Origin of the sequence: Nesterenkonia halobia (assembly GCF_039536005.1) — a bacterium.
GTDB lineage: Bacteria > Actinomycetota > Actinomycetes > Actinomycetales > Micrococcaceae > Nesterenkonia > Nesterenkonia halobia.
In genome coordinates, this window is sequence record NZ_BAAAYG010000011.1 from 16,496 (window position 1) to 34,320 (window position 17,825).

16 protein-coding genes and 1 tRNA gene are annotated in these 17,825 nt (G+C 72.5%); 8 read left to right on the forward strand and 9 right to left on the reverse strand.

The annotated features are described in order from the left end of the window. Positions 1 to 11 precede the first annotated feature (11 nt). From ABD652_RS12020 to ABD652_RS12050, 7 genes are all read left to right on the forward strand, one after another. A complete protein-coding gene (locus ABD652_RS12020; protein ID WP_344721674.1) occupies positions 12 to 2,555 on the forward strand; it encodes a GcvT family protein in 2,544 nt (847 codons plus the stop codon). A gap of 86 nt (positions 2,556 to 2,641) precedes the next feature. Then, a complete protein-coding gene (locus ABD652_RS12025) occupies positions 2,642 to 3,736 on the forward strand; it encodes an S-(hydroxymethyl)mycothiol dehydrogenase (protein ID WP_344721676.1) in 1,095 nt (364 codons plus the stop codon). An 85-nt stretch (positions 3,737 to 3,821) separates the two neighbouring features. After that, positions 3,822 to 4,466 carry an MBL fold metallo-hydrolase gene (locus ABD652_RS12030; protein ID WP_344721679.1) on the forward strand — a complete coding sequence of 215 codons (645 nt, stop codon included), beginning with the start codon at positions 3,822 to 3,824 and terminating at the stop codon, positions 4,464 to 4,466. Positions 4,467 to 4,653: 187 nt separating this feature from the next. Further along, positions 4,654 to 5,448, forward strand: a complete 795-nt coding sequence (locus ABD652_RS12035; RefSeq protein WP_344721681.1) for an NUDIX hydrolase — start codon at positions 4,654 to 4,656, stop codon at positions 5,446 to 5,448. Further along, positions 5,445 to 6,719 carry a quinolinate synthase NadA gene (gene nadA, locus ABD652_RS12040; RefSeq protein WP_344721683.1) on the forward strand — a complete coding sequence of 425 codons (1,275 nt, stop codon included), beginning with the start codon at positions 5,445 to 5,447 and terminating at the stop codon, positions 6,717 to 6,719. Before ABD652_RS12035 ends, nadA begins: the two co-directional genes overlap by 4 nt. Positions 6,720 to 6,730: 11 nt before the next feature. After that, the gene (gene nadC, locus ABD652_RS12045) at positions 6,731 to 7,588 is read left to right on the forward strand and encodes a carboxylating nicotinate-nucleotide diphosphorylase (protein WP_425574580.1); all 858 of its coding nucleotides are present in this window, start codon (positions 6,731 to 6,733) and stop codon (positions 7,586 to 7,588) included. Then, the gene (locus ABD652_RS12050; protein WP_344721685.1) at positions 7,585 to 8,703 is read left to right on the forward strand and encodes a cysteine desulfurase family protein; all 1,119 of its coding nucleotides are present in this window, start codon (positions 7,585 to 7,587) and stop codon (positions 8,701 to 8,703) included. The genes nadC and ABD652_RS12050 overlap by 4 nt, the downstream gene beginning before the upstream one ends. A gap of 76 nt (positions 8,704 to 8,779) precedes the next feature. Here ABD652_RS12050 and ABD652_RS12055 read toward each other — a convergent pair whose 3' ends face one another. Next, positions 8,780 to 9,328: a hypothetical protein gene (locus ABD652_RS12055; protein WP_344721687.1), complete on the reverse strand. Its 549-nt coding sequence runs from the start codon at positions 9,326 to 9,328 to the stop codon at positions 8,780 to 8,782. Positions 9,329 to 9,445: 117 nt separating this feature from the next. On the opposite strand from ABD652_RS12055, the gene mgrA reads away from it, so the two are divergent. Then, positions 9,446 to 10,483 carry an L-glyceraldehyde 3-phosphate reductase gene (gene mgrA, locus ABD652_RS12060; RefSeq protein WP_344721689.1) on the forward strand — a complete coding sequence of 346 codons (1,038 nt, stop codon included), beginning with the start codon at positions 9,446 to 9,448 and terminating at the stop codon, positions 10,481 to 10,483. Positions 10,484 to 10,527: 44 nt separating this feature from the next. Here the strand turns inward: mgrA and ABD652_RS12065 are convergent, their stop codons facing one another. From ABD652_RS12065 to ABD652_RS12100, 8 genes are all read right to left on the reverse strand, one after another. Continuing rightward, a complete protein-coding gene (locus ABD652_RS12065; RefSeq protein ID WP_344721691.1) occupies positions 10,528 to 10,890 on the reverse strand; it encodes a VOC family protein in 363 nt (120 codons plus the stop codon). Between the two features lie 11 nt (positions 10,891 to 10,901). Continuing rightward, a complete protein-coding gene (locus ABD652_RS12070) occupies positions 10,902 to 12,101 on the reverse strand; it encodes a low temperature requirement protein A (RefSeq protein ID WP_344721693.1) in 1,200 nt (399 codons plus the stop codon). Between the two features lie 27 nt (positions 12,102 to 12,128). After that, positions 12,129 to 12,821: an HAD-IA family hydrolase gene (locus tag ABD652_RS12075; protein ID WP_344721695.1), complete on the reverse strand. Its 693-nt coding sequence runs from the start codon at positions 12,819 to 12,821 to the stop codon at positions 12,129 to 12,131. Between the two features lie 201 nt (positions 12,822 to 13,022). Beyond that, positions 13,023 to 13,096, reverse strand: a tRNA-Pro gene (locus tag ABD652_RS12080). Positions 13,097 to 13,182: 86 nt separating this feature from the next. Continuing rightward, positions 13,183 to 14,721, reverse strand: a complete 1,539-nt coding sequence (der, locus tag ABD652_RS12085) for a ribosome biogenesis GTPase Der (RefSeq protein ID WP_344721697.1) — start codon at positions 14,719 to 14,721, stop codon at positions 13,183 to 13,185. Positions 14,722 to 14,784: 63 nt separating this feature from the next. Further along, on the reverse strand, positions 14,785 to 15,519 hold the full coding sequence (cmk, locus tag ABD652_RS12090; RefSeq protein WP_344721699.1) for a (d)CMP kinase: 735 nt from the start codon (positions 15,517 to 15,519) through the stop codon (positions 14,785 to 14,787). Next, positions 15,516 to 16,676, reverse strand: a complete 1,161-nt coding sequence (locus tag ABD652_RS12095; protein WP_344721701.1) for a prephenate dehydrogenase — start codon at positions 16,674 to 16,676, stop codon at positions 15,516 to 15,518. The genes cmk and ABD652_RS12095 overlap by 4 nt, the downstream gene beginning before the upstream one ends. Next, positions 16,673 to 17,797 (reverse strand): pseudouridine synthase, encoded by a 1,125-nt coding sequence (locus ABD652_RS12100; protein ID WP_344721703.1) that lies wholly within the window; start codon positions 17,795 to 17,797, stop codon positions 16,673 to 16,675. Before ABD652_RS12100 ends, ABD652_RS12095 begins: the two co-directional genes overlap by 4 nt. Positions 17,798 to 17,825 lie beyond the last annotated feature (28 nt).

Genomic DNA, 17,825 nt, shown 5'->3' on the forward strand with positions numbered 1-17,825 from the left:
ATGGAGGGCACATGTCCCAGCATGCCGCGGCGCACGGATCCCGCGTGGTCATCATCGGTCTCGGAGTCGTCGGTGCCGCGGTGGCCGACGAGCTGGTCCAGCGAGGCTGGAAGGAGGTCACCGTCGTCGAGCAGGGCCCGGCCTACGAGACGGGCGGGTCCAGCTCGCACGCCCCCGGGTTCGTCTTCCAGACCTCGACGAACAAGGCGTCCTGCGAGCTCGCCCAGCGCACGCTGGACAAGCTCGACGGCGCCGAGGTCTCCGGCGAGTGGGTGATGAAGCGCGTCGGCGGCCTGGAGCTCGCCACGACCCCCGCGCGCGAGGCGGAGCTGCGGCGTCGCCGCGACGCCGCCGCCGCATGGGGCGTGCCGGCGCGGATCATCTCCCCCGAGGAGGTGGCCGAGCTCTGGCCGGGCCTGGACACCGACCATGTGCTCAGTGCGCTCCACACCCCCACCGACGCCGTGGTCAAGGGAACGCGGGCCGTCGAGTTCCAGGCGCGCCGCGCGGAGGCCGGCGGCGCCCGGATCCTCAGCCGGACCCAGGTGACCGGCATCCGCCGGTCGGGCGACCGGGTCACCGGCGTCGACATCCGTCCGGTCGGCAGCGACGCCGAGCCGGAGCCGCTCGAGGCCGACCTCGTCGTCTCCTGCGCCGGCCTCTGGGGACCGAAGATGGCTCGCGAGCTGCTCGGCGTCGACATCCCGATGGTCCCGGTCGAGCACGGCTTCGGCTTCAGCCAGCCGCTGGACTCCCTGGCCAGCCTCGACGAGCAGACCGAGGTGGCCCGGCCGATGATCCGCCATCAGGATCACGCCATGTACTTCCGCGAATGGGGCTCGCGGATCGCGATCGGCGCCTACGAGCACCGCCCGCTGCCGGTGGACGACGACGAGATCGCCGACCCCGAGCAGGCCGAGCACAGCGGCGTCCAGCCCTCCATCCATTCCTTCACCCGCCAGGACTTCGAGTCCTCCTGGGTCGAAGCGCAGAAGCTGCTGCCCGAGCTGCGCGACTCCACCCTCGACGACAGCCTGAGCTTCAACGGGATCTTCTCCTTCACCCCCGACGGCGGCCCGCTGCTCGGGCCGGTGCCCGGGGTCGAGGGGCTGTGGATGGCCCAGGCGGTGTGGGTGACCCAGTCGGCCGCCGTCGGCGAGGTCATGGCCGAGTGGATCACCACCGGCAACCCGGGGATCGACACCCATGGCCTCGACCTCTCCCGCTTCGATCCGCTGATGATCTCGAAGCGCTGGGCGCGCGAACAGGGCGAGGAGTCCTACGACGAGGTCTACGACATCGTCCACCCCCGCTCGACGACGCTGCGCCTGCGGTGCCTGCGCACCTCGCCGTTCTACGAGCGCCAGCGCGGCCGCGGTGCGGCGTTCAGCTCGGCCACCGGCTGGGAGCGTCCGCTGTGGTACGAGTCGAACGCCACCCTGCCGGACCGCAAACCGGCGGTCCCCATGCTCGGCGACTCCCCGCTGCCCACCCGGGACCAGTGGGCCGCGCAGTACTGGAGCCCGCTGGTGGCGGTGGAGGCTCAGCGCCTGCGCGAGTCCGTCGGGCTGGTGGACATGTCCTCCCTGCCCCGACTGGAGCTCTCCGGCCCCGGGGCGACGGAGTTCCTCGACGCCCTGGCGGATGAGGCGCAGCTCAGCCGCCGCGTGGGACGCTCCGTGGGCAGCATCGTCTACGCGCTCCTCCTCGACGATCGCGGAGGGGTGCTCTCCGACATCACGATCGCCCGCACCGGCGAGGAGACCTACCACTTCGGGACCAACGGCAACCAGGATGCCGCCTGGCTGCGGGCCCGCATGCGCGAGCACGGGGTGCAGCTGCACCTGTCCGACGCCGCCTCCGGCTCCTGCGGCCTCGGAATCTGGGGGCCGAAGGCCCGCGAGGTCCTCTCCGAGCTGGTGGACGAGGACATCTCCCACGAGTCCTTCCGCTTCTACCGCTGCCGGGAGTTCTCCGTGGCCGGCGTGCCGGTGCTGGCGATGCGGCTCAGCTACGTCGGCGAGCTCGGCTGGGAGCTCTACACTCCCGCCGAGTTCGGCCGCTACCTCTGGGACGCGCTGATCACCGCGGGCCGGCCGCACGACATCCTGCCCGTGGGACGCCGCGCCTTCGAGAGCATGCGCCTGGAGAAGGGCATGCGCCTCTGGGGCGCCGACCTCACGCGGGAGCACACGCCGGCCGAGGCGGGCCTGGAGTTCGCCTGCCGCGGAGCCGCGCTCGAGAAGCTCGCCGCGCTCGGGGCAGACCAGCCGACGCGCCGTCTGGTCTGCCTGACCCTGGAGGACCCCTCGCGGGTGCTGATGGGCCACGAGCCGGTCCACGATCCGCAGGACCCCGAGGGTCCGGCGATCGGCTACATCACCAGCGCGGATCAGGGCTACACCACGGGCCTGTCGATCGCCTACGCCTGGCTGCCGATCGAGCACGCCGCCGTCGGCACCGTCGTCGAGGCCTCCTACTTCGGCGAACGGCACCGCGCCACCGTGGCGCAGGATCCGCTCTACGACCCGACGGCCTCGCGCATGCGGGCCTGACCTCGGGGCCCCGTCCCCGTCCGGAACACCGCCGGGCACGCACCGTCGCCCGCACCCCTCGTCCATCCTTCGCGAACAGGAGCATCATGCCGCATACCGTCGACGCCGTCGTCGTCACCGAGAAGAACGCCCCCGCCAGCGTGCAGTCGATCATCGTCCCCGATCCTGGGCCCGGGGAGGTCGTCGTCGACGTCCACACCTGCGGCGTCTGCCAGACCGACCAGCACTTCCAGCGGGGCGGAGTCGGCGACGACTTCCCCTACCTGCTCGGCCATGAGGCCACCGGCCGCGTCGCCGAGGTCGGCGAGAACGTCACCTCCGTCGCCGTCGGCGACAAAGTCATCCTCAACTGGCGTGCGGTCTGCGGGCAGTGCCGCGCCTGTGCCAAGGGGCAGCCGCAGTACTGCTTCGACACCCACAACGCCGACCAGAAGATGACCCTGACCGACGGCACCGAGCTGGAGCCGGCGCTGGGCATCGGCGCCTTCGCCGAGAAGACCCTGGTAGCGGCCGGCCAGTGCACCGTCATCGAGGACCTCTCCGACGAGCACGACGCCGCCGTGGGGCTGCTGGGCTGCGGCGTCATGGCCGGCATCGGCGCGGCGATCAACACCGGCGGCGTCCAGCGCGGCGAGTCCGTCGCGGTCATCGGCTGCGGCGGTGTGGGCACCGCCGCGATCACCGGGGCGAAGCTGGCCGGGGCGACCACGATCATCGCCGTCGACCTCGACGAGCGGAAGCTCGAGACCGCCCGGTCGCTGGGGGCGACCCACACAGTCGCCGCCTCCGAGACCGACGTGATCGAGGGCGTCCGCGAGCTCACCGGCGGCCACGGCGCCGATGTGGTCATCGACGCCGTCGGGATCCCGGCGACCTCCACCCAGGCCTTCTACGCCCGCGATCACGCCGGTCGGGTCGTGCTGGTCGGAGTCCCGGACCCCTCGTTCACCCTGGAGCTGCCGATGATCGAGATCTTCGGCCGCGGCGGTTCGCTGAAGTCCTCCTGGTACGGCGACTGCCTGCCCAGCCGCGACTTCCCCATGCTGGTCGACCTCTACCGACAGGGTCGGCTGGATCTGGACGCCTTCGTCACCGAACGCGTCCGCCTCGACGAGGTCCAGCAGGCCTTCGAGACCATGAACCAGGGCGAGGTGCTGCGCAGCGTCGTCGAGATCGGCTGAGACCGCTCACCCGCTCCGGCACACCCGGCCCGCACCCGACCGGCATCGGACCAGCATCCGGCTGGTCGAGAGAGGAAGAACAACTATGACCCAGGCACGCATCGAGCACCTGACCACCTCCGGGTTCTTCACCCTGGACGGCGGATCCTGGGAGGTGGACAACAACGTCTGGCTCGTCGGCGACGACCAGGAAGTGATCGTCATCGATCCCGCCCATGACTCCGAGGCCGTCGCCGAGGCCGTCGGGGACCGGGAGGTGGTCTCGATCCTGCTCACCCACGGCCACAGCGACCACGTCAGCGAGGCCCTGGCCCTGCAGCACGCCGTGGGCGGGCGCATCCACCTCAACCCGGACGACCACGTCCTCTGGGAGCAGGTCCACCCGCAGGCCCGCCCGGACGTCGAGATCACCGACGGGGACACCTTCACCGTGGCGGATGTGCGGCTGACCGCGCTGCACACTCCCGGTCATTCCCCCGGGTCGACCTGCTTCTTCGTCGAGGAGCTCGACGGCACCCCGGTGCTCTTCTCCGGCGACACGCTCTTCCAGGGCGGCCCCGGGGCGACGGGGAAGTCCTACTCCAGCTTCGAGACGATCATCGACTCCATCGAGGGCCGGATCTTCAACGACCTGCCGGAGGACACCCGGGTGCACACCGGCCACGGGCCGACCACCCGGATCGGGGACGAGAAGCCGCAGCTGCAGGACTGGAAGGACCGCGGCTACTGAGCCGGAACGTCTGACCGCAGATCACGAGGGCCCCGGGACCGTCACCACGACGGTCCCGGGGCCCTCGTCTGCGTCCGCACCCGGTGTTCCCGGGAGTCGCGTGCGGGCCCGCCCCACCACTTCAGGTTGACGTGACCTTATGAAGTGCACCATAGTGTCAGGAATACCAGAACCCTCAGGAGGTCCGATGCCCGAGGTCCCGTCCGCCGCGACGACGTCCCCGCGGCCGGCGAGCGCCGCACATCCCGACGCGGCGACCTGCGCCGCCGCGCCCCTCGAGCTCGCCGTCTCCACAGTGGTGTTCTCGCTGCGGCCGCACCCCGACACCGGCGAACTCACCCTGTGGCTGCCGCTGGTGCGGCGCATCCGCGCCCCCTTCCAGGGGCTCTGGGCGCTGCCGGGCGGGCCGCTCGAGACCGACCAGGACCTGGTGAGCTCGGCCCGCGCCACTCTGCACCAGACCACCGGCCTGGCCCCGCGCCATCTCGAGCAGCTCTACGCCTTCGGCGACGTCGGCCGCTCCCCGGCGCCCGCGGACACCGACACGACGGCCGCCCCGCGGGTGGTCTCGATCGTCTACTGGGCGCTGGTCCGGCAGGACGAGGACGCCGCCGCCGTCGTCGGCGAGAACGTCGAGTGGTTCCCCGCCGACGACATCGCCGAGGAGGCCGGTCCGCTGGCATTCGACCACGACGTCGTCCTCGACTATGCGCTCCGTCGACTCCGGGCCAAGGTCACCTACTCCCCCATCGCCCACGCCTTCCTGCCGGAGCAGTTCCCGCTGGCCGACCTGCGGCGGGTCTACGAGGCCATCCTGGGCCGCGCCCTGGACCCGTCGAACTTCCGCCGGCAGATCCTCGCGCAGGGCACCGTCGAGGACACCGGCGAACGGATGACCGGCACCGCCCACCGTCCGCCGAAGCTCTACCGTTCCAATCCGCACCGCTCGCGCTACGCGCTCACCATCGAGGAGCCCTCATGAGCCTGTCCGTCCACGATCGCATCGAGCTCACCCCGAAGGAGTCCTGCAACGAGTCGCTGCCGGACGGCCCCTGGGAGTTCGACGCCGCCCCCGGCTACGGACCCGGCGCCTCGGAGGCCGACCCGATCCCGGACCCCGTCACCCGGCCGGGCCAGCTGCCCGAGGAGTACCGCAGCCTCGAGGAGGCCGAGCTGCAGCGCCGGATCGTCGCCGCCCGCGAGACTCTCGGGTCGAGGCTGGTGATCCTCGGGCACTTCTACCAGCGCGACGAGGTCGTGCAGCACGCCGACTTCGTCGGCGACTCCTTCCAGCTGGCCAATGCGGCGCTGACCAAGCCCGACGCCGAGCACATCGTCTTCTGCGGCGTGCATTTCATGGCCGAGACCGCCGACATCCTCTCCTCGGCGGACCAACAGGTCATCCTGCCCAACCTCGCGGCCGGCTGCTCGATGGCCGACATGGCCGACGAGGACTCCGTCGAGGAGGCCTGGGAGGACATCGCCGAGGTCTACGGCTTCGACCCGGAGGGCGCCGAGCCCGACGCCGAGGGGAAGCTGCCGGTCATCCCGGTGACCTACATGAACTCCTCGGCCGCACTGAAGGCCTTCTGCGGCCGGCACGGCGGGATCGTCTGCACCTCCTCGAACGCGGCCACCGTGCTGGAGTGGGCCTTCGAACGCGCCCACCGGGTGCTCTTCTTCCCCGACCAGCACCTCGGCCGGAACACGGCCAGGGCGATGGGGATCGGGCTGGAGCAGATGCCGATGTGGAACCCGCGCGAGGAGCTCGGCGGCCACACCGCCGAGGAGCTGCACCAGGCGAAGGTGCTGCTCTGGCACGGGTTCTGCTCGGTGCATCGACGCTTCACCGTCGACCAGATCGAGAAGGCCCGCGCCGAGGACCCGGAGGTCAAGGTCATCGTGCATCCGGAGTGCCCGATGCCGGTGGTCGACGCCGCCGACGCCTCCGGCTCCACCGACGCGATCACCAAGTTCATCGCCGCCTCCTCCCCCGGCGACACCATCGCCGTGGGCACGGAGATCAACATGGTCAATCGACTGGCCGCCGACTACCCGGACCGGACGATCTACTGCCTGGATCCGGTGATCTGCCCCTGCTCGACGATGTACCGCATCCACCCCGGCTACCTGGCCTGGGTGCTGGAGGAGCTGGTCGCCGGACGCGTCGAGAACCGGATCAGCGTGCCGGCCGAAGTCGCCGACGACGCGAAGGTCGCCCTGGACCGCATGCTCGCGGCGAAGCCGAGGTGAGCGCCGCGATGCTGCTCGCCGCCGAGACGATCGACCGCGTCGTGCGCACCGCGCTGGCCGAGGACGCGCCGTCGGGCGATCTGACCACGGCCGCCTTCGTCGACGAGCAGGCGACGGCCGACGCCGCGCTGGTCGCCCGCGAGCCCGGAGTGTTCAGCGGCGCCGCGGTCTTCGCCGCCGCGATGACCGCACTCGACGCGGCCGTGGAGGTCACCGTCCGCGTCGAGGAGGGCGTCCGCTTCGACGCCGGCACCACGCTGGCGGAGGTGACCGGACCCGCGCGACCGATCCTGACCTGCGAACGCACAGCGCTGAACCTGGTGCAGCGGATGAGCGGGATCGCCGCCGCCACCGCCGCGCACGTCGAGGCAGTCGCCGGCACCGGTGCACGGATCGTCGACACCCGCAAGACGACCCCGGGGCTGCGGGCGCTGGAGCGTCACGCAGTGCGCTGCGGCGGCGGGCACAACCATCGGGCGGGGCTCTCCGACGCCGTGATGGCCAAGGACAACCACCTCGCGCTGATCGACGACCTCGCCGCGGCCGTCGCGGCGGCGAAGGAGCGCCTGCCGCACACCACGCATCTCGAGGTCGAGGTCGATCGGCTCGAGCAGATCGAGCCGGCACTGGTCGGCGGCGCCGACACGATCATGCTGGACAACTTCACCCCGGCGGAGCTGCGCCGCGGCGTCGAGCGGATCGCCGGACGCGCCGTCGTCGAGGCCTCCGGCGGGGTGACGCTGGAGTCGGTGCGCGCCATCGCCGAGACCGGGGTCGATGTCATCAGCGTCGGCGCTCTGACGCATGGGTCACGAGCCCTCGACTTGGGGTTGGACATGACCATGACCTCGCCGGGCGGCGCCGCGTGAGCAGCACCACCTATCTCGACGCCGCCGCCTCGGCGCCGGTGCGCCGTCAGGTGCTCGAGGCCATGTGGCCCTTCCTCTCCGCCAAGCACGCCAACCCCTCGAGCCGGCACGAGCCCGGACTGGCGGCCGGCCGCGCGCTGGAGGACGCCCGACGTCGCGTCGCGCGCCGGCTGGGCGTCCGACCGGCGGAGATCATCTTCACCTCCGGCGGCACGGAGGCGGACAACGCCGCGGTGAAGGGCATCGCGCTGGCGGACCCTCGCGGGCGCCACGTGCTGGTCTCCGCACTGGAGCACCCGGCGGTCGCCGAGTCGGCCGCCTGGCTGTCGCGGATCGGCTACACCGTGGAGACGGTCCCGGTCGACGCCGACGGCGCAGTCTCCCCCGAGGCGCTGGCCGCCCGGCTGCGCGAGGACACCACGCTGGTGAGCATCCAGCACGCCAGCAACGAGGTCGGCACCGTCCAGGACGTCGCGACGCTGGCACGGCTGACCGGCGACGCCGGCGCCCGCTTCCACACCGATGCGGTCCAGGCCGCCGGCTCCGAGCCGCTCGACGTCGGTGCGCTCGGCGTCGATGCGCTCAGCCTGGCCGGGCACAAGCTCGGCACGCCCAAAGGCGTCGGCGTGCTGGTGCTGCGCCGTCGCACGCCCTTCGAGCCGCTGCTCCACGGCGGCGGCCAGCAGCGCGGCCGCCGGTCGGGCACCGAGGACGTCGCCGGAGCCGTCGGCATGGCCGCCGCCCTGGAGCTGGCCGCCGAGGACGACGTCGCCGGTCTGCGCGCTCGGCGCGACGCCTTCATCGCCGCCGTCGAGGACCGCGTGCCCGGCGCGCGGCTGACCGGCCGCCGCACCGTTCGCCTGGCCGGGCACGCCTCGTTCGTCGTGGCCGGGCGCAGCGGCGAGTCGCTGCTGCTCGACCTGGAGCGCGACGGCGTGCTCTGCTCGGCCGGTTCGGCCTGCGCCGCCGGCAGCACCGAGGCCAGCCCGACGCTGACGGCGATGGGCGTCGACGAAGAGCTCGCGCAGACCGCGATCCGCTTCAGCTTCGGGGCCGGGACCACCTCCGCCGAGCTGGAGCAGGCCGCCGAGTCGCTGGCCTCCGCCGCCCGCTGACGATGACGCCGTGGAACGGGTGGGAAAGCGTCGGCATTCCCACGCGTCCCACGGAGTCATCCGGTGTGCGGGCGGCTCAGAGCTCGGCGAGCCGCGCCTTCCAGAACTGCTTCCAGCGCTCGACGTCGGCCGGTGAGCCCAGCCGCTCGTGCTCCACCGCCAGCCGCGTCCGCTCGCCGTCGCCGACGGCCTCGGCGCTGACCGCCGCGCGCGTGCCGTCGTCGAGCCGCACGCGCCAGTGCAGCCGCCGGGCCGTCCGAGACGTCGTCGGCGGCTCCTCGGCGGCAGCGCCGTCGAAGTCCTCGCGCGCCTCGGCCAGCCGGCGCCAGGCCTCCATGGCCTCGTCGGCGGGGCGCGCCACAGTGCGCGAGGCCGAGACGTGGAAAGTCCCGTCGGAGCGCTGCCCGGGCAGGCGCAGCCCGTGGTGCTGCTCGTAGCCGATCGCCACGCCCTGGGCCCACCATCCCGGATTCTCCAGCTGCTCGGGCATCCGCGAGGCCGCCAGCTCCGCGATCGCGGCATGGGGACGGTCGACGGCGCCGGCATCGTCGAGCACGGCCAGCCAGTCCTCCCACGACCGCCCGGTGGCCGCGGCGATCGCCTCGATGTTCTGTCCACGGATCATGGCGCGAGCCTACTGCGCGGCCTCCGCCGCCGAGTAGGCTGGACGGCGTGCGCGCCGCCGCGGACCTCGGTCCGGGTCGGCCGCCCGCTCCCCGTCCCTCCAGCAGAAGGAGCCGCGATGTACCGCGCCGCCGAGACCCGCTATGAGCACGCCGAGTTCCGCCGCGTCGGCCGCTCCGGCCTGATGCTGCCGCCGCTGTCGCTGGGACTGTGGCACAACTTCGGCGACGACGTGCCGGTGCAGACTCAGCGCGAGATCCTGCACACCGCCTTCGACCACGGCATCACGCACTTCGACCTGGCGAACAACTACGGTCCGCCGCCGGGCACTGCCGAGCTGAACTTCGGCCGGATCATGCGCGAAGACTTCGCCCCCTACCGCGATGAGATGATCATCTCCACCAAAGCGGGCTGGACCATGCACCCCGGCCCCTACGGCGGCCCCGGCGGCAGCCGCAAATACCTGCTCTCCAGCCTGGACGCCTCGCTGGAGCGTCTCGGCCTGGACTACGTGGACATCTTCTACTCCCACCGGCCCGACGCCGACACGCCGCTGGAGGAGACCATGGGCGCGCTGGACGCCGCCGTGCGCTCCGGCAGGGCGCTCTATGCGGGCATCTCCTCCTATTCGGCCGAGGACACCCGCCGGGCGGCGGCGATCCTGCGCGAGCTGGGCACCCCGCTGCTGATCCACCAGCCCTCGTACTCGATGCTCAACCGCTGGATCGAGGACGACGGGCTGCTCGACGTCGTGGAGGACGAGGGCGTCGGCGTGATCGCCTTCAGCGCGCTGGCCCAGGGGATGCTCACCGGCAAGTACCTCGACGGCGTGCCGGAGGGCTCGCGGGCGACGACGAAGTCCTCCTTCCGCGACGGCTTCCTCAGCGAGGAGAACCTCGCCCACATCCGCGCGCTGCGCGACATCGCCGCCTCCCGGGACCAGTCGCTGGCGCAGATGGCGCTGGCCTGGGCGCTGCGCGACGAGCGGGTGACTTCGCTGGTCATCGGCGCCAGCCGCCCCGAGCAGCTGACCGACAACCTGCAGGCGCTCCAGAACCGCAGCTTCACCGCCGCGGAGCTCGACGCGATCGAGCAGCACGCCGTCGACGGCGGCGTCGACATCTGGGGCGCCGCCCGCCGCGGCTCCGCCGGCTGAGCGCGGGCCCGCGCCGGCAGGCGGCGGAGCACGCGCTCAGCCGGTCATCCCCAGCAGAGGCAGAAGGGGTGGCCGGCCGGGTCCGCGTAGACGATGAAGCCGCGCTCGGCGTCCCGGTCCGGAGCGTCCTGGAGCAGCCGCGCGCCGCAGTCCATCACGTGGGCATGGGCGCCGGCGACGTCGGCGACGTAGAAGTCGAGATGCATCTGCTGCGGCGCGCCGTCCGGCCAGTCCGGCGGCCGATGGTCCGGCACGTGCTGGACGGCGAGCTGTTCGACGCCGTCGATCAGGATGCCGTGCCAGTCCTCGTCGGCGGCGACCTCTCCGCCGAGCACGTCGGCCCAGAAGCGGCTGACCGCGTCGAGGTCGGCGGCGTCGAGGACGATGACCTGTCGGGTGATCTCCATGCCGACCAGCCTCACACTGCAGACTCTGCCGAGGCGACGTCCGCCGGCCGCGAGGACTGACGCACCCGCGCGGTGGACAGCAGCAGCACCAGCAGCACCAGCGCGACGACGGCCGCGGCGCCGGTCGTGGTGAGCTGCAGTCCCAGCGGCACCGAGGCCAGCAGGACCAGCAGGGCGATCAGCCGCGACCGCGCGATCCGCCCGCTGCGCGCCCGGACGAAGATCAGGTTGCCCAGCAGGTACAGCCCCGGCCCGGCGGTGAGCACAGTGATCACCGTCCAGTCGGCGGGATCGTGCGGATGGGCGACGACGAGCTCGATCGCCACCGCCCAGACGATGGCCCCGCCGACCATCAGGGCGTGGGCATAGGCGTAGGCGGCCCGCGCCATGGCGGCGGCCTCCTCGGTCTGCGGGGTCTCATGCTCGGCGTTGCCGTGCCGGGTGGAGAAGTACAGCCACCAGAGCATGACCAGCGCGGCGAAGCCGATGAGCGCGGCCAGCACGACCTCTCCGGTCAGCTCCGCCTCGATGAGCGTGTTGCCCAGGATGAGGATTGACTCGCCCAGGGCGATGATGAAGACCAGCCGGCACCGCTCGGCCAGATGCGCCTCGTCCACCGGCCAGGTGCTCATCCGGCTACCGCCCAGCCCCGGCACCCAGAACTGCGCCGCCGGGCCCAGGTAGTCGACGAGCACCGCCAGCACCCAGACGGCCAGCCGGTGCTCCTCCGGCACGAAGACCCCGACGGTCCAGACGACGCCGGCCAGCGCGCTCCAGATCAGCAGCTGGGTATAGTTCCGCCCCATCTGCGTGCGGCCGAAGGCCGCGGCCATGAATCCCGCGCGCAGCAGCTGGAAGAGCAGATAGGCCCCGACGAAGAGCCCGGCTCCGGCTCCGAAGGCCGTCGGGATCGCCACCGCCATGCCGAGGGCGCAGAGCATGAAGACCGCCATCAGCACCCGCACCGCCACGTGCTGGGGATCCATCCAGTTCAGCGCCCAGGCGGTGTAGTTCCAGCCCCACCACACCGCGGCGAAGAGGATCACGGCCTCGGCGGCACCGGTCCAGCTGAGGTGGTGCAGCAGATAGTGCGAGAGCTGGATGATGGTGAAGACGTAGACCAGGTCGAAGAACAGCTCCATGCCGCCGACGCCGTGCGTGCCGGGCTGTGCGCCGCGCAGCACCCCGAGGGGGCCTCGTGTATCAGTCATGGGAGCATGATATGCGCCGCAGGGAGCTCAGCCGAGCGTGATGCGCAGCCGGCCCGCGGCGTCCGCGGCGACCGAGACGCCGGTGAGATCCTCGACCGCGTGCGTCGGTCCGTGGGCGGCGGCTCCGGCGCCGACGCCGATCACCGTGGCCCCGGCGGCCAGGCCGGCCTGCACGCCCACCGGCGAGTCCTCGAAGACGACGGTGTCGGCCGGGTCGACGCCCAGCCGCCGAGCCGCCCGGAGGAAGCCCTCGGGATCCGGCTTGCTCGCCGAGACGTCCTCGGCGGTCACGCGATGCTCGGGCACTGCGAGCCCGGCCGCGGCCATCCGGGCGCGCGCCAGGCCCAGGCTGGCCGAGGTGACCAGCGCATGCGGCAGGCGCTCCAGACCGGCGAGCAGCGCCGCGGCCCCGGCGATCTCCACGATCCCGTCGGTCTCGACCTCCTCGGCCGCCAGCAGCCGCCGGTTGTCCTCGATGTTCTGCTCCATCGGCCGATCCGGCAGCAGGATCGCCATCGTCTCGTGCCCCTGACGGCCGTGGGCGATCCGCAGCACATGCTCGGGGTCCAGTCCGAAGGGTTCGGCCCAGCGCAGCCAGACCCGCTCGACGGCGGCGGAGGAGTCCACCAGCGTGCCGTCCATGTCCAGCAGCGCGGCGGCGACGGTGAAGGACCGGGGCGAGGCGTCGGACGTCTGCGGAGCGGTCTCTGCGGCGGTCATGGGGATCTCCTGGGACGGGGCGGCGACGAGGACGGCGCTCGCGACGGGCGCGGGCGGCCCCAGACTACTGCAGCGGGCGCTCGAGGAAGAGCACGTCGCCGCGGAGGTGCTCGGTCCCGTGGTCCGCCGGGATGGCCTCCACCAGCCGGAGACGAGAAGAGCCCCGGCGAGGATCTCTCCTCGCCGGGGCTCTCTGCTCGGTCGGGATGACAGGATTTGAACCTGCGACCCCACGACCCCCAGTCGTGTGCGCTACCAAACTGCGCCACATCCCGAGCTGGCCGGTCCGTGCCGGCCACCCGAAGATCTTACTACATCAGCGGCGCCGATGCCGCATCGGAGACGGCCCCGGGGACCGGCCTCACTTCTTCCGCCGCCGCTCGCGGACCCGCATGCTGACCTCGATCGGCGTGCCGGAGAAGTCGAAGGTCTCGCGCAGCCGCCGCTGGATGAACCGGCGGTATCCGGCGTCCAGGAACCCGGTGGTGAACAGCACGAACTTCGGCGGACGGCTCGACGGCTGGGTCGCGAAGAGGATCCGCGGCTGCTTGCCGCCGCGCACCGGGTGCGGATGGGCGGCGACGATCTCGCCGAGGAAGGCGTTGAGCTTGCCGGTCGGGACGCGCCGCTCCCAGTTGTCCAGCGACCTCTTCAGCGCCGGGGCCAGCTTGTCCTTGTGCCAGCCGGTGCGGGCGGAGACGTTGACGCGCGGCGCCCAGGTCACGTGCCCGAGGTCGCGCTTGACCTCGCGCTCCAGGTAGTAGCGCCGCTCGTCGTCGAGCAGATCCCACTTGTTGTAGGCCAGCACCAGCGCGCGGCCGGAGTCGACGGCCATCTGGATGATCCGCACGTCCTGCTCGGAGATCGGCTCGTCCACCGAAAGCAGCGCGACGGCCACCTCGGCCTTGTCCACCGCCCGCTGCGTGCGGAGCATGGCGTAGTACTCCGAGCCGGAGGCCATGTGCTGCCGCCGGCGGATGCCGGCGGTGTCGACGAAGCGCCAGGTCTCGCCGCCGAGCTCGATGTGCTCGTCCACCGGATCGATGGTGGTCCCGGCGACGGGATCGACGACGACGCGATCGGACCCGGCGAGCTTGTTCAGCATCGAGGACTTGCCCACGTTCGGCCGGCCGACCAGCGCCACCCGGCGCGGCCCTCCGGAGGGCACCAGTCCGCCGTGCTGGGCGGTCTCGGGCATCGCCTCCACGGCGGCGTCGAGCACGTCGCCGGTGCCGGTGCCGTGCACCGCCGAGACCGGGTACGGCCGGCCCAGACCCAGGTTCCACAGCGCGTGGACCTCGATCATCTGCGCCTCGGAGTCGACCTTGTTGGCCACCAGGAACACCGGCTTCTTCTTCCGCCGGAGCATCCGGACCACAGCTTCGTCGACGGCGGTCGCCCCGACGGTGCCGTCGACGACGAAGACCACGGCATCGGCCTCGTCGACGGCCAGCTCCGCCTGGTCGGCCACCCGTCGGTGGATGCCGCGCGCGTCCTTCTCCCAGCCGCCGGTGTCGACGATGGTGAAGTCGGTGCCGTTCCATTCGGCGTCGTAGGACACCCGGTCCCGGGTCACCCCGGGCACGTCCTCCACGACGGCCTCGCGCGAGCGGGTGATGCGGTTGACCAGCGTGGACTTACCCACATTGGGTCTGCCGATGATCGCCAGCACCGGCGGCGCCGCGACGTGCGCGGGCGCGTCGAGCGGCTCGCCGTCGGCGTCGAGCAGCAGCGCGTCCTCGTCCTCGAGCTCGTAGTCGTCGAGGCCGGAGCGCAGCGCCTGGGCCCGGGCGTCGGCCTCCTCGTCGGACATGGCCGCGAGGCGCTCGGCGATCTGGTCGTCCTCGTGCCCGACGGCGTAGTCCTCGCCGTCGGGGGTGTCAGCGTCGTGTCGGGCCAACTGGTGCTCCTGGTGGTGGAAGAAGGTGGGGTGACGAGTCGTCGTCGGGGTCCGGGCCGGATGTCAGCGCACCGCGCGCACCCGGTCGACCAGCGAGGCGACCGTCTCCTCGAAGGTCAGGTCGGTGGAGTCCAGCACGGCGACGCCGTCGGCGGCCTCGGTGAAGTTCACCGCGGTGGAGTCCTTGGCGTCGCGGGCGAGCACCTGCCGGTGCAGCGACTCGGCGGACTGCTCGCCGCCGAGCTGCAGGCCGCGCCGGGCGAGCCGGACCTCCGCGGAGGCGGTCAGCAGCACCCGCACCGGTGCGTCGGGGGCGACGACAGTGGTGATGTCGCGGCCCTCGGCGACGACGACGCCGGCCTCGTCGATGATGCGGCGCTGGGCGTCGACCAGCAGCGAGCGCGCCCGCCGGTTGGTGGACACCTCGGAGACCGCCTCGGAGACCGCCGAGCCGCGGATCGCGTCGGTGACGTCGGCCTGCCCGACGGTGACGGTCTGGTGGTCGGGGTCGGTGGAGATCGACAGCGGCAGCTCCTCGACGGCGACGGCGACGGCGTCCTCGTCGTCGAAGTCGACCCCCTGGTCCAGGCAGTACCAGGCCGCGGCGCGGTACATCGCTCCGGTGTCGAGGTAGGCCGCGCCGAGCTCGCGCGCGGCGGCGCGGCAGACGCTGGACTTGCCCGAGCCCGAGGGGCCGTCCACCGCGACGACCAGCCGCGGAGCGTCGGCGGCGGAGGCGGCGTCCGACACAGAGTCGGACACGGAGGCGGCGACATGCCGCGAGGCACCGGCGCTCATGACTGGATCACCTTCCATCCCATCTCGGCCAGCGCATCGGCCAGCTCCTGCTGTCGTCCCGGCAGCACGGACAGCTCCACCATACCGACCTCGTGGCCGGCGGAGTGGTCCATGCGCATGTCTTCGACGTTGACGCCCACTGCGGCGACGTCGTCGAGCACTGCGGCGATCTGCCCCGGCCGGTCGTCGACGATCACCGCCAGCTTCGCGAAGGACTGCGGCGGCGCGCCGTGCTTGCCCGGCACCCGGGCCCGGCCGCTGTTGCCCTCGGCGATCAGCTGGGCGATGTCCGCCCGGCCGCCGGGGGCTTCGGGGGCCTCCATGGTGCGGATGAGCCGCTCGACGTCGTCACGCAGCCCGTGGAGGACGTCCACCAGCGGCACGGAGTTGGCCGCCAGGATCTGCACCCACAGGTTCGGGTCCGACGCCGCCAGGCGGGTCACGTCGCGCAGCCCGTTGCCGGCCAGCGCCAGCGCCGTGGTCGGGGCGTCCTGCAGCCGGGAGGCCACCAGCGAGGCGGCGATCTGCGGCAGATGCGAGATCAGCGCCACCGAGGAGTCGTGCTCCGCCGCGTCCATGTGGTGGACGGTGGCCCCGAGCCGGGAGGCGATCTCCTCGGCCCAGGCGACCGCCGCCGGCGAGCTGATCCGCTCGCCGGTGCTCCGGTCCGCGGCCGGGCAGATCACCCACGGCATCGAGGTGAACAGCGCCCCGCGGGCGGCCACCGGGCCGGACTGCTCCCGGCCGGCCATCGGGTGGGTGCCCACATAGCGCTCCAGGTCCTCGCGGCTCAGCGGCTCCTCGGCGTCGTCGGCGCGGGCGAGCAGCTCGCGCAGCACCGCGTCCTTCACCGAGGCGACGTCGAGGACCAGCGCCTGCGGGAAGCGCGTCAGCGCGGCGGCGACCTCGTCGGCGGTGACCTCCGGCGGGGCGGCGACGACGACCAGCTCGGGGTCGACGAGCCCGTCCTCCCAGAGGGCCCCCGCGCCGATGTCGCGGGCCACGGCCTGCGCAGTCGACGAAGGGTCGGAGAGCCTGACGTCATGGCCGTCGGCACGCAGGCCGATTCCGATGCTCGCCCCGAGCAGCCCCGTGCCCCGGACCAGCACGCGCGGGCGGCTGCGCCCGTCGTCGGGCAATGTGGTCAGCGGATTCACCGGCCTCCCTCCTGTGCCCCGGGGCGCCTGCGGCGCGTCGACCGGGAGCTCGCACTCGACGGCGCGCGATTCGTCCGCGCCTGTTTCGGACCTGACGCCCGGGCGGACGGCGTCGACTGACTCGATCCGGACGTCGGAGCCGGTCCGGGAGCCTCGGTCGCCGTCTCCCCGCCGCGGGAGTCGGTGCGCCCTCCGGGCTCCACACCGGTCAGGTCCAGCAGATGACCCAGCTCCTGTCGCCCCAACGGCCGGATGGTGCCCTGCGGCTGGTCCCCGACGGTGAGGCGGCCGATCGCCGTGCGCACCAGTCGCCGGACCGGGTGCTCGATGTGGTCGAAGATCCGCCGCACGATGCGGTTCCGCCCGGAGTGCAGGGTCACCTCGACCATGGTCCGGGACCCCGAGCTCTCCAGGATGCGGCACTCGTCGACGGCGATCGGACCGTCCTCGAGCTCCACCCCGGCGAGCAGCCGACGGCGGTCGGCGGCGGTCACCCGCCCGGCGGCCTCCACGAGGTAGGTCTTGGGCACCTCGTAGGAGGGATGCGTCAGCCGATGGGCCATCTCCCCGTCGTTGGTCAGCAGCAGCAGGCCCTCGGTCTCGCGGTCCAGCCGGCCGACGTGGACCAGTCCGGCCGCCGAGGTCTCCGCGTCGAGGTGGTCGCCGATGGCCGGACGGCCCTGCGGGTCGGACATGGTCGTCACCACGCCGGCGGGCTTGTTGAACATCAGGTACTGATGCTCGACGCCGAGGGTCACCCGCACGCCGTCGACGTGGATGCGCACCGCCTCGGCACGCACCCGCACCCCCGGCTCGACGACGACACGACCGTCGACCTCCACGCGCCCCTCGGCGATGAGGCTCTCGCAGACCCGGCGCGAGGCGACGCCGGCGCGGGCGAGGACCTTCTGCAGCCGCTCCCCCGAGGGGTCGTGGACGGCGGCGAAGTTGTCCTCGGCCTCGTCGAGGCGCGGCTTGGCTCGGCGGGCCTCGTCGACGACCAGACGCTGCGGGTCCACATCGGCGAACGGGCCGCCGGAGGCGCCGGCGCGCGGGGTCCGCACGGCGCGCGCGGCGCGCGGCGGCGTGCGCGTCGGACGGCGCTTCCCCGAAGATGTCATGCGCTCTATTCTATGGCCCCGGCGCAAA

Bases quoted from the DNA above. Each gene is read 5' to 3' on its own strand.
- ABD652_RS12020 (WP_344721674.1), top strand. From the start codon at position 12: ATGTCCCAGCATGCCGCGGCGCACGGATCCCGCGTGGTCATCATCGGT.
- ABD652_RS12025 (WP_344721676.1), top strand. From the start codon at position 2,642: ATGCCGCATACCGTCGACGCCGTCGTCGTCACCGAGAAGAACGCCCCC.
- ABD652_RS12030 (WP_344721679.1), top strand. From the start codon at position 3,822: ATGACCCAGGCACGCATCGAGCACCTGACCACCTCCGGGTTCTTCACC.
- ABD652_RS12035 (WP_344721681.1), top strand. From the start codon at position 4,654: ATGCCCGAGGTCCCGTCCGCCGCGACGACGTCCCCGCGGCCGGCGAGC.
- nadA (WP_344721683.1), top strand. From the start codon at position 5,445: ATGAGCCTGTCCGTCCACGATCGCATCGAGCTCACCCCGAAGGAGTCC.
- ABD652_RS12055 (WP_344721687.1), bottom strand. From the start codon at position 9,328: ATGATCCGTGGACAGAACATCGAGGCGATCGCCGCGGCCACCGGGCGG.
- mgrA (WP_344721689.1), top strand. From the start codon at position 9,446: ATGTACCGCGCCGCCGAGACCCGCTATGAGCACGCCGAGTTCCGCCGC.
- ABD652_RS12065 (WP_344721691.1), bottom strand. From the start codon at position 10,890: ATGGAGATCACCCGACAGGTCATCGTCCTCGACGCCGCCGACCTCGAC.
- ABD652_RS12070 (WP_344721693.1), bottom strand. From the start codon at position 12,101: ATGACTGATACACGAGGCCCCCTCGGGGTGCTGCGCGGCGCACAGCCC.
- ABD652_RS12075 (WP_344721695.1), bottom strand. From the start codon at position 12,821: ATGACCGCCGCAGAGACCGCTCCGCAGACGTCCGACGCCTCGCCCCGG.
- cmk (WP_344721699.1), bottom strand. From the start codon at position 15,519: ATGAGCGCCGGTGCCTCGCGGCATGTCGCCGCCTCCGTGTCCGACTCT.
- ABD652_RS12100 (WP_344721703.1), bottom strand. From the start codon at position 17,797: ATGACATCTTCGGGGAAGCGCCGTCCGACGCGCACGCCGCCGCGCGCC.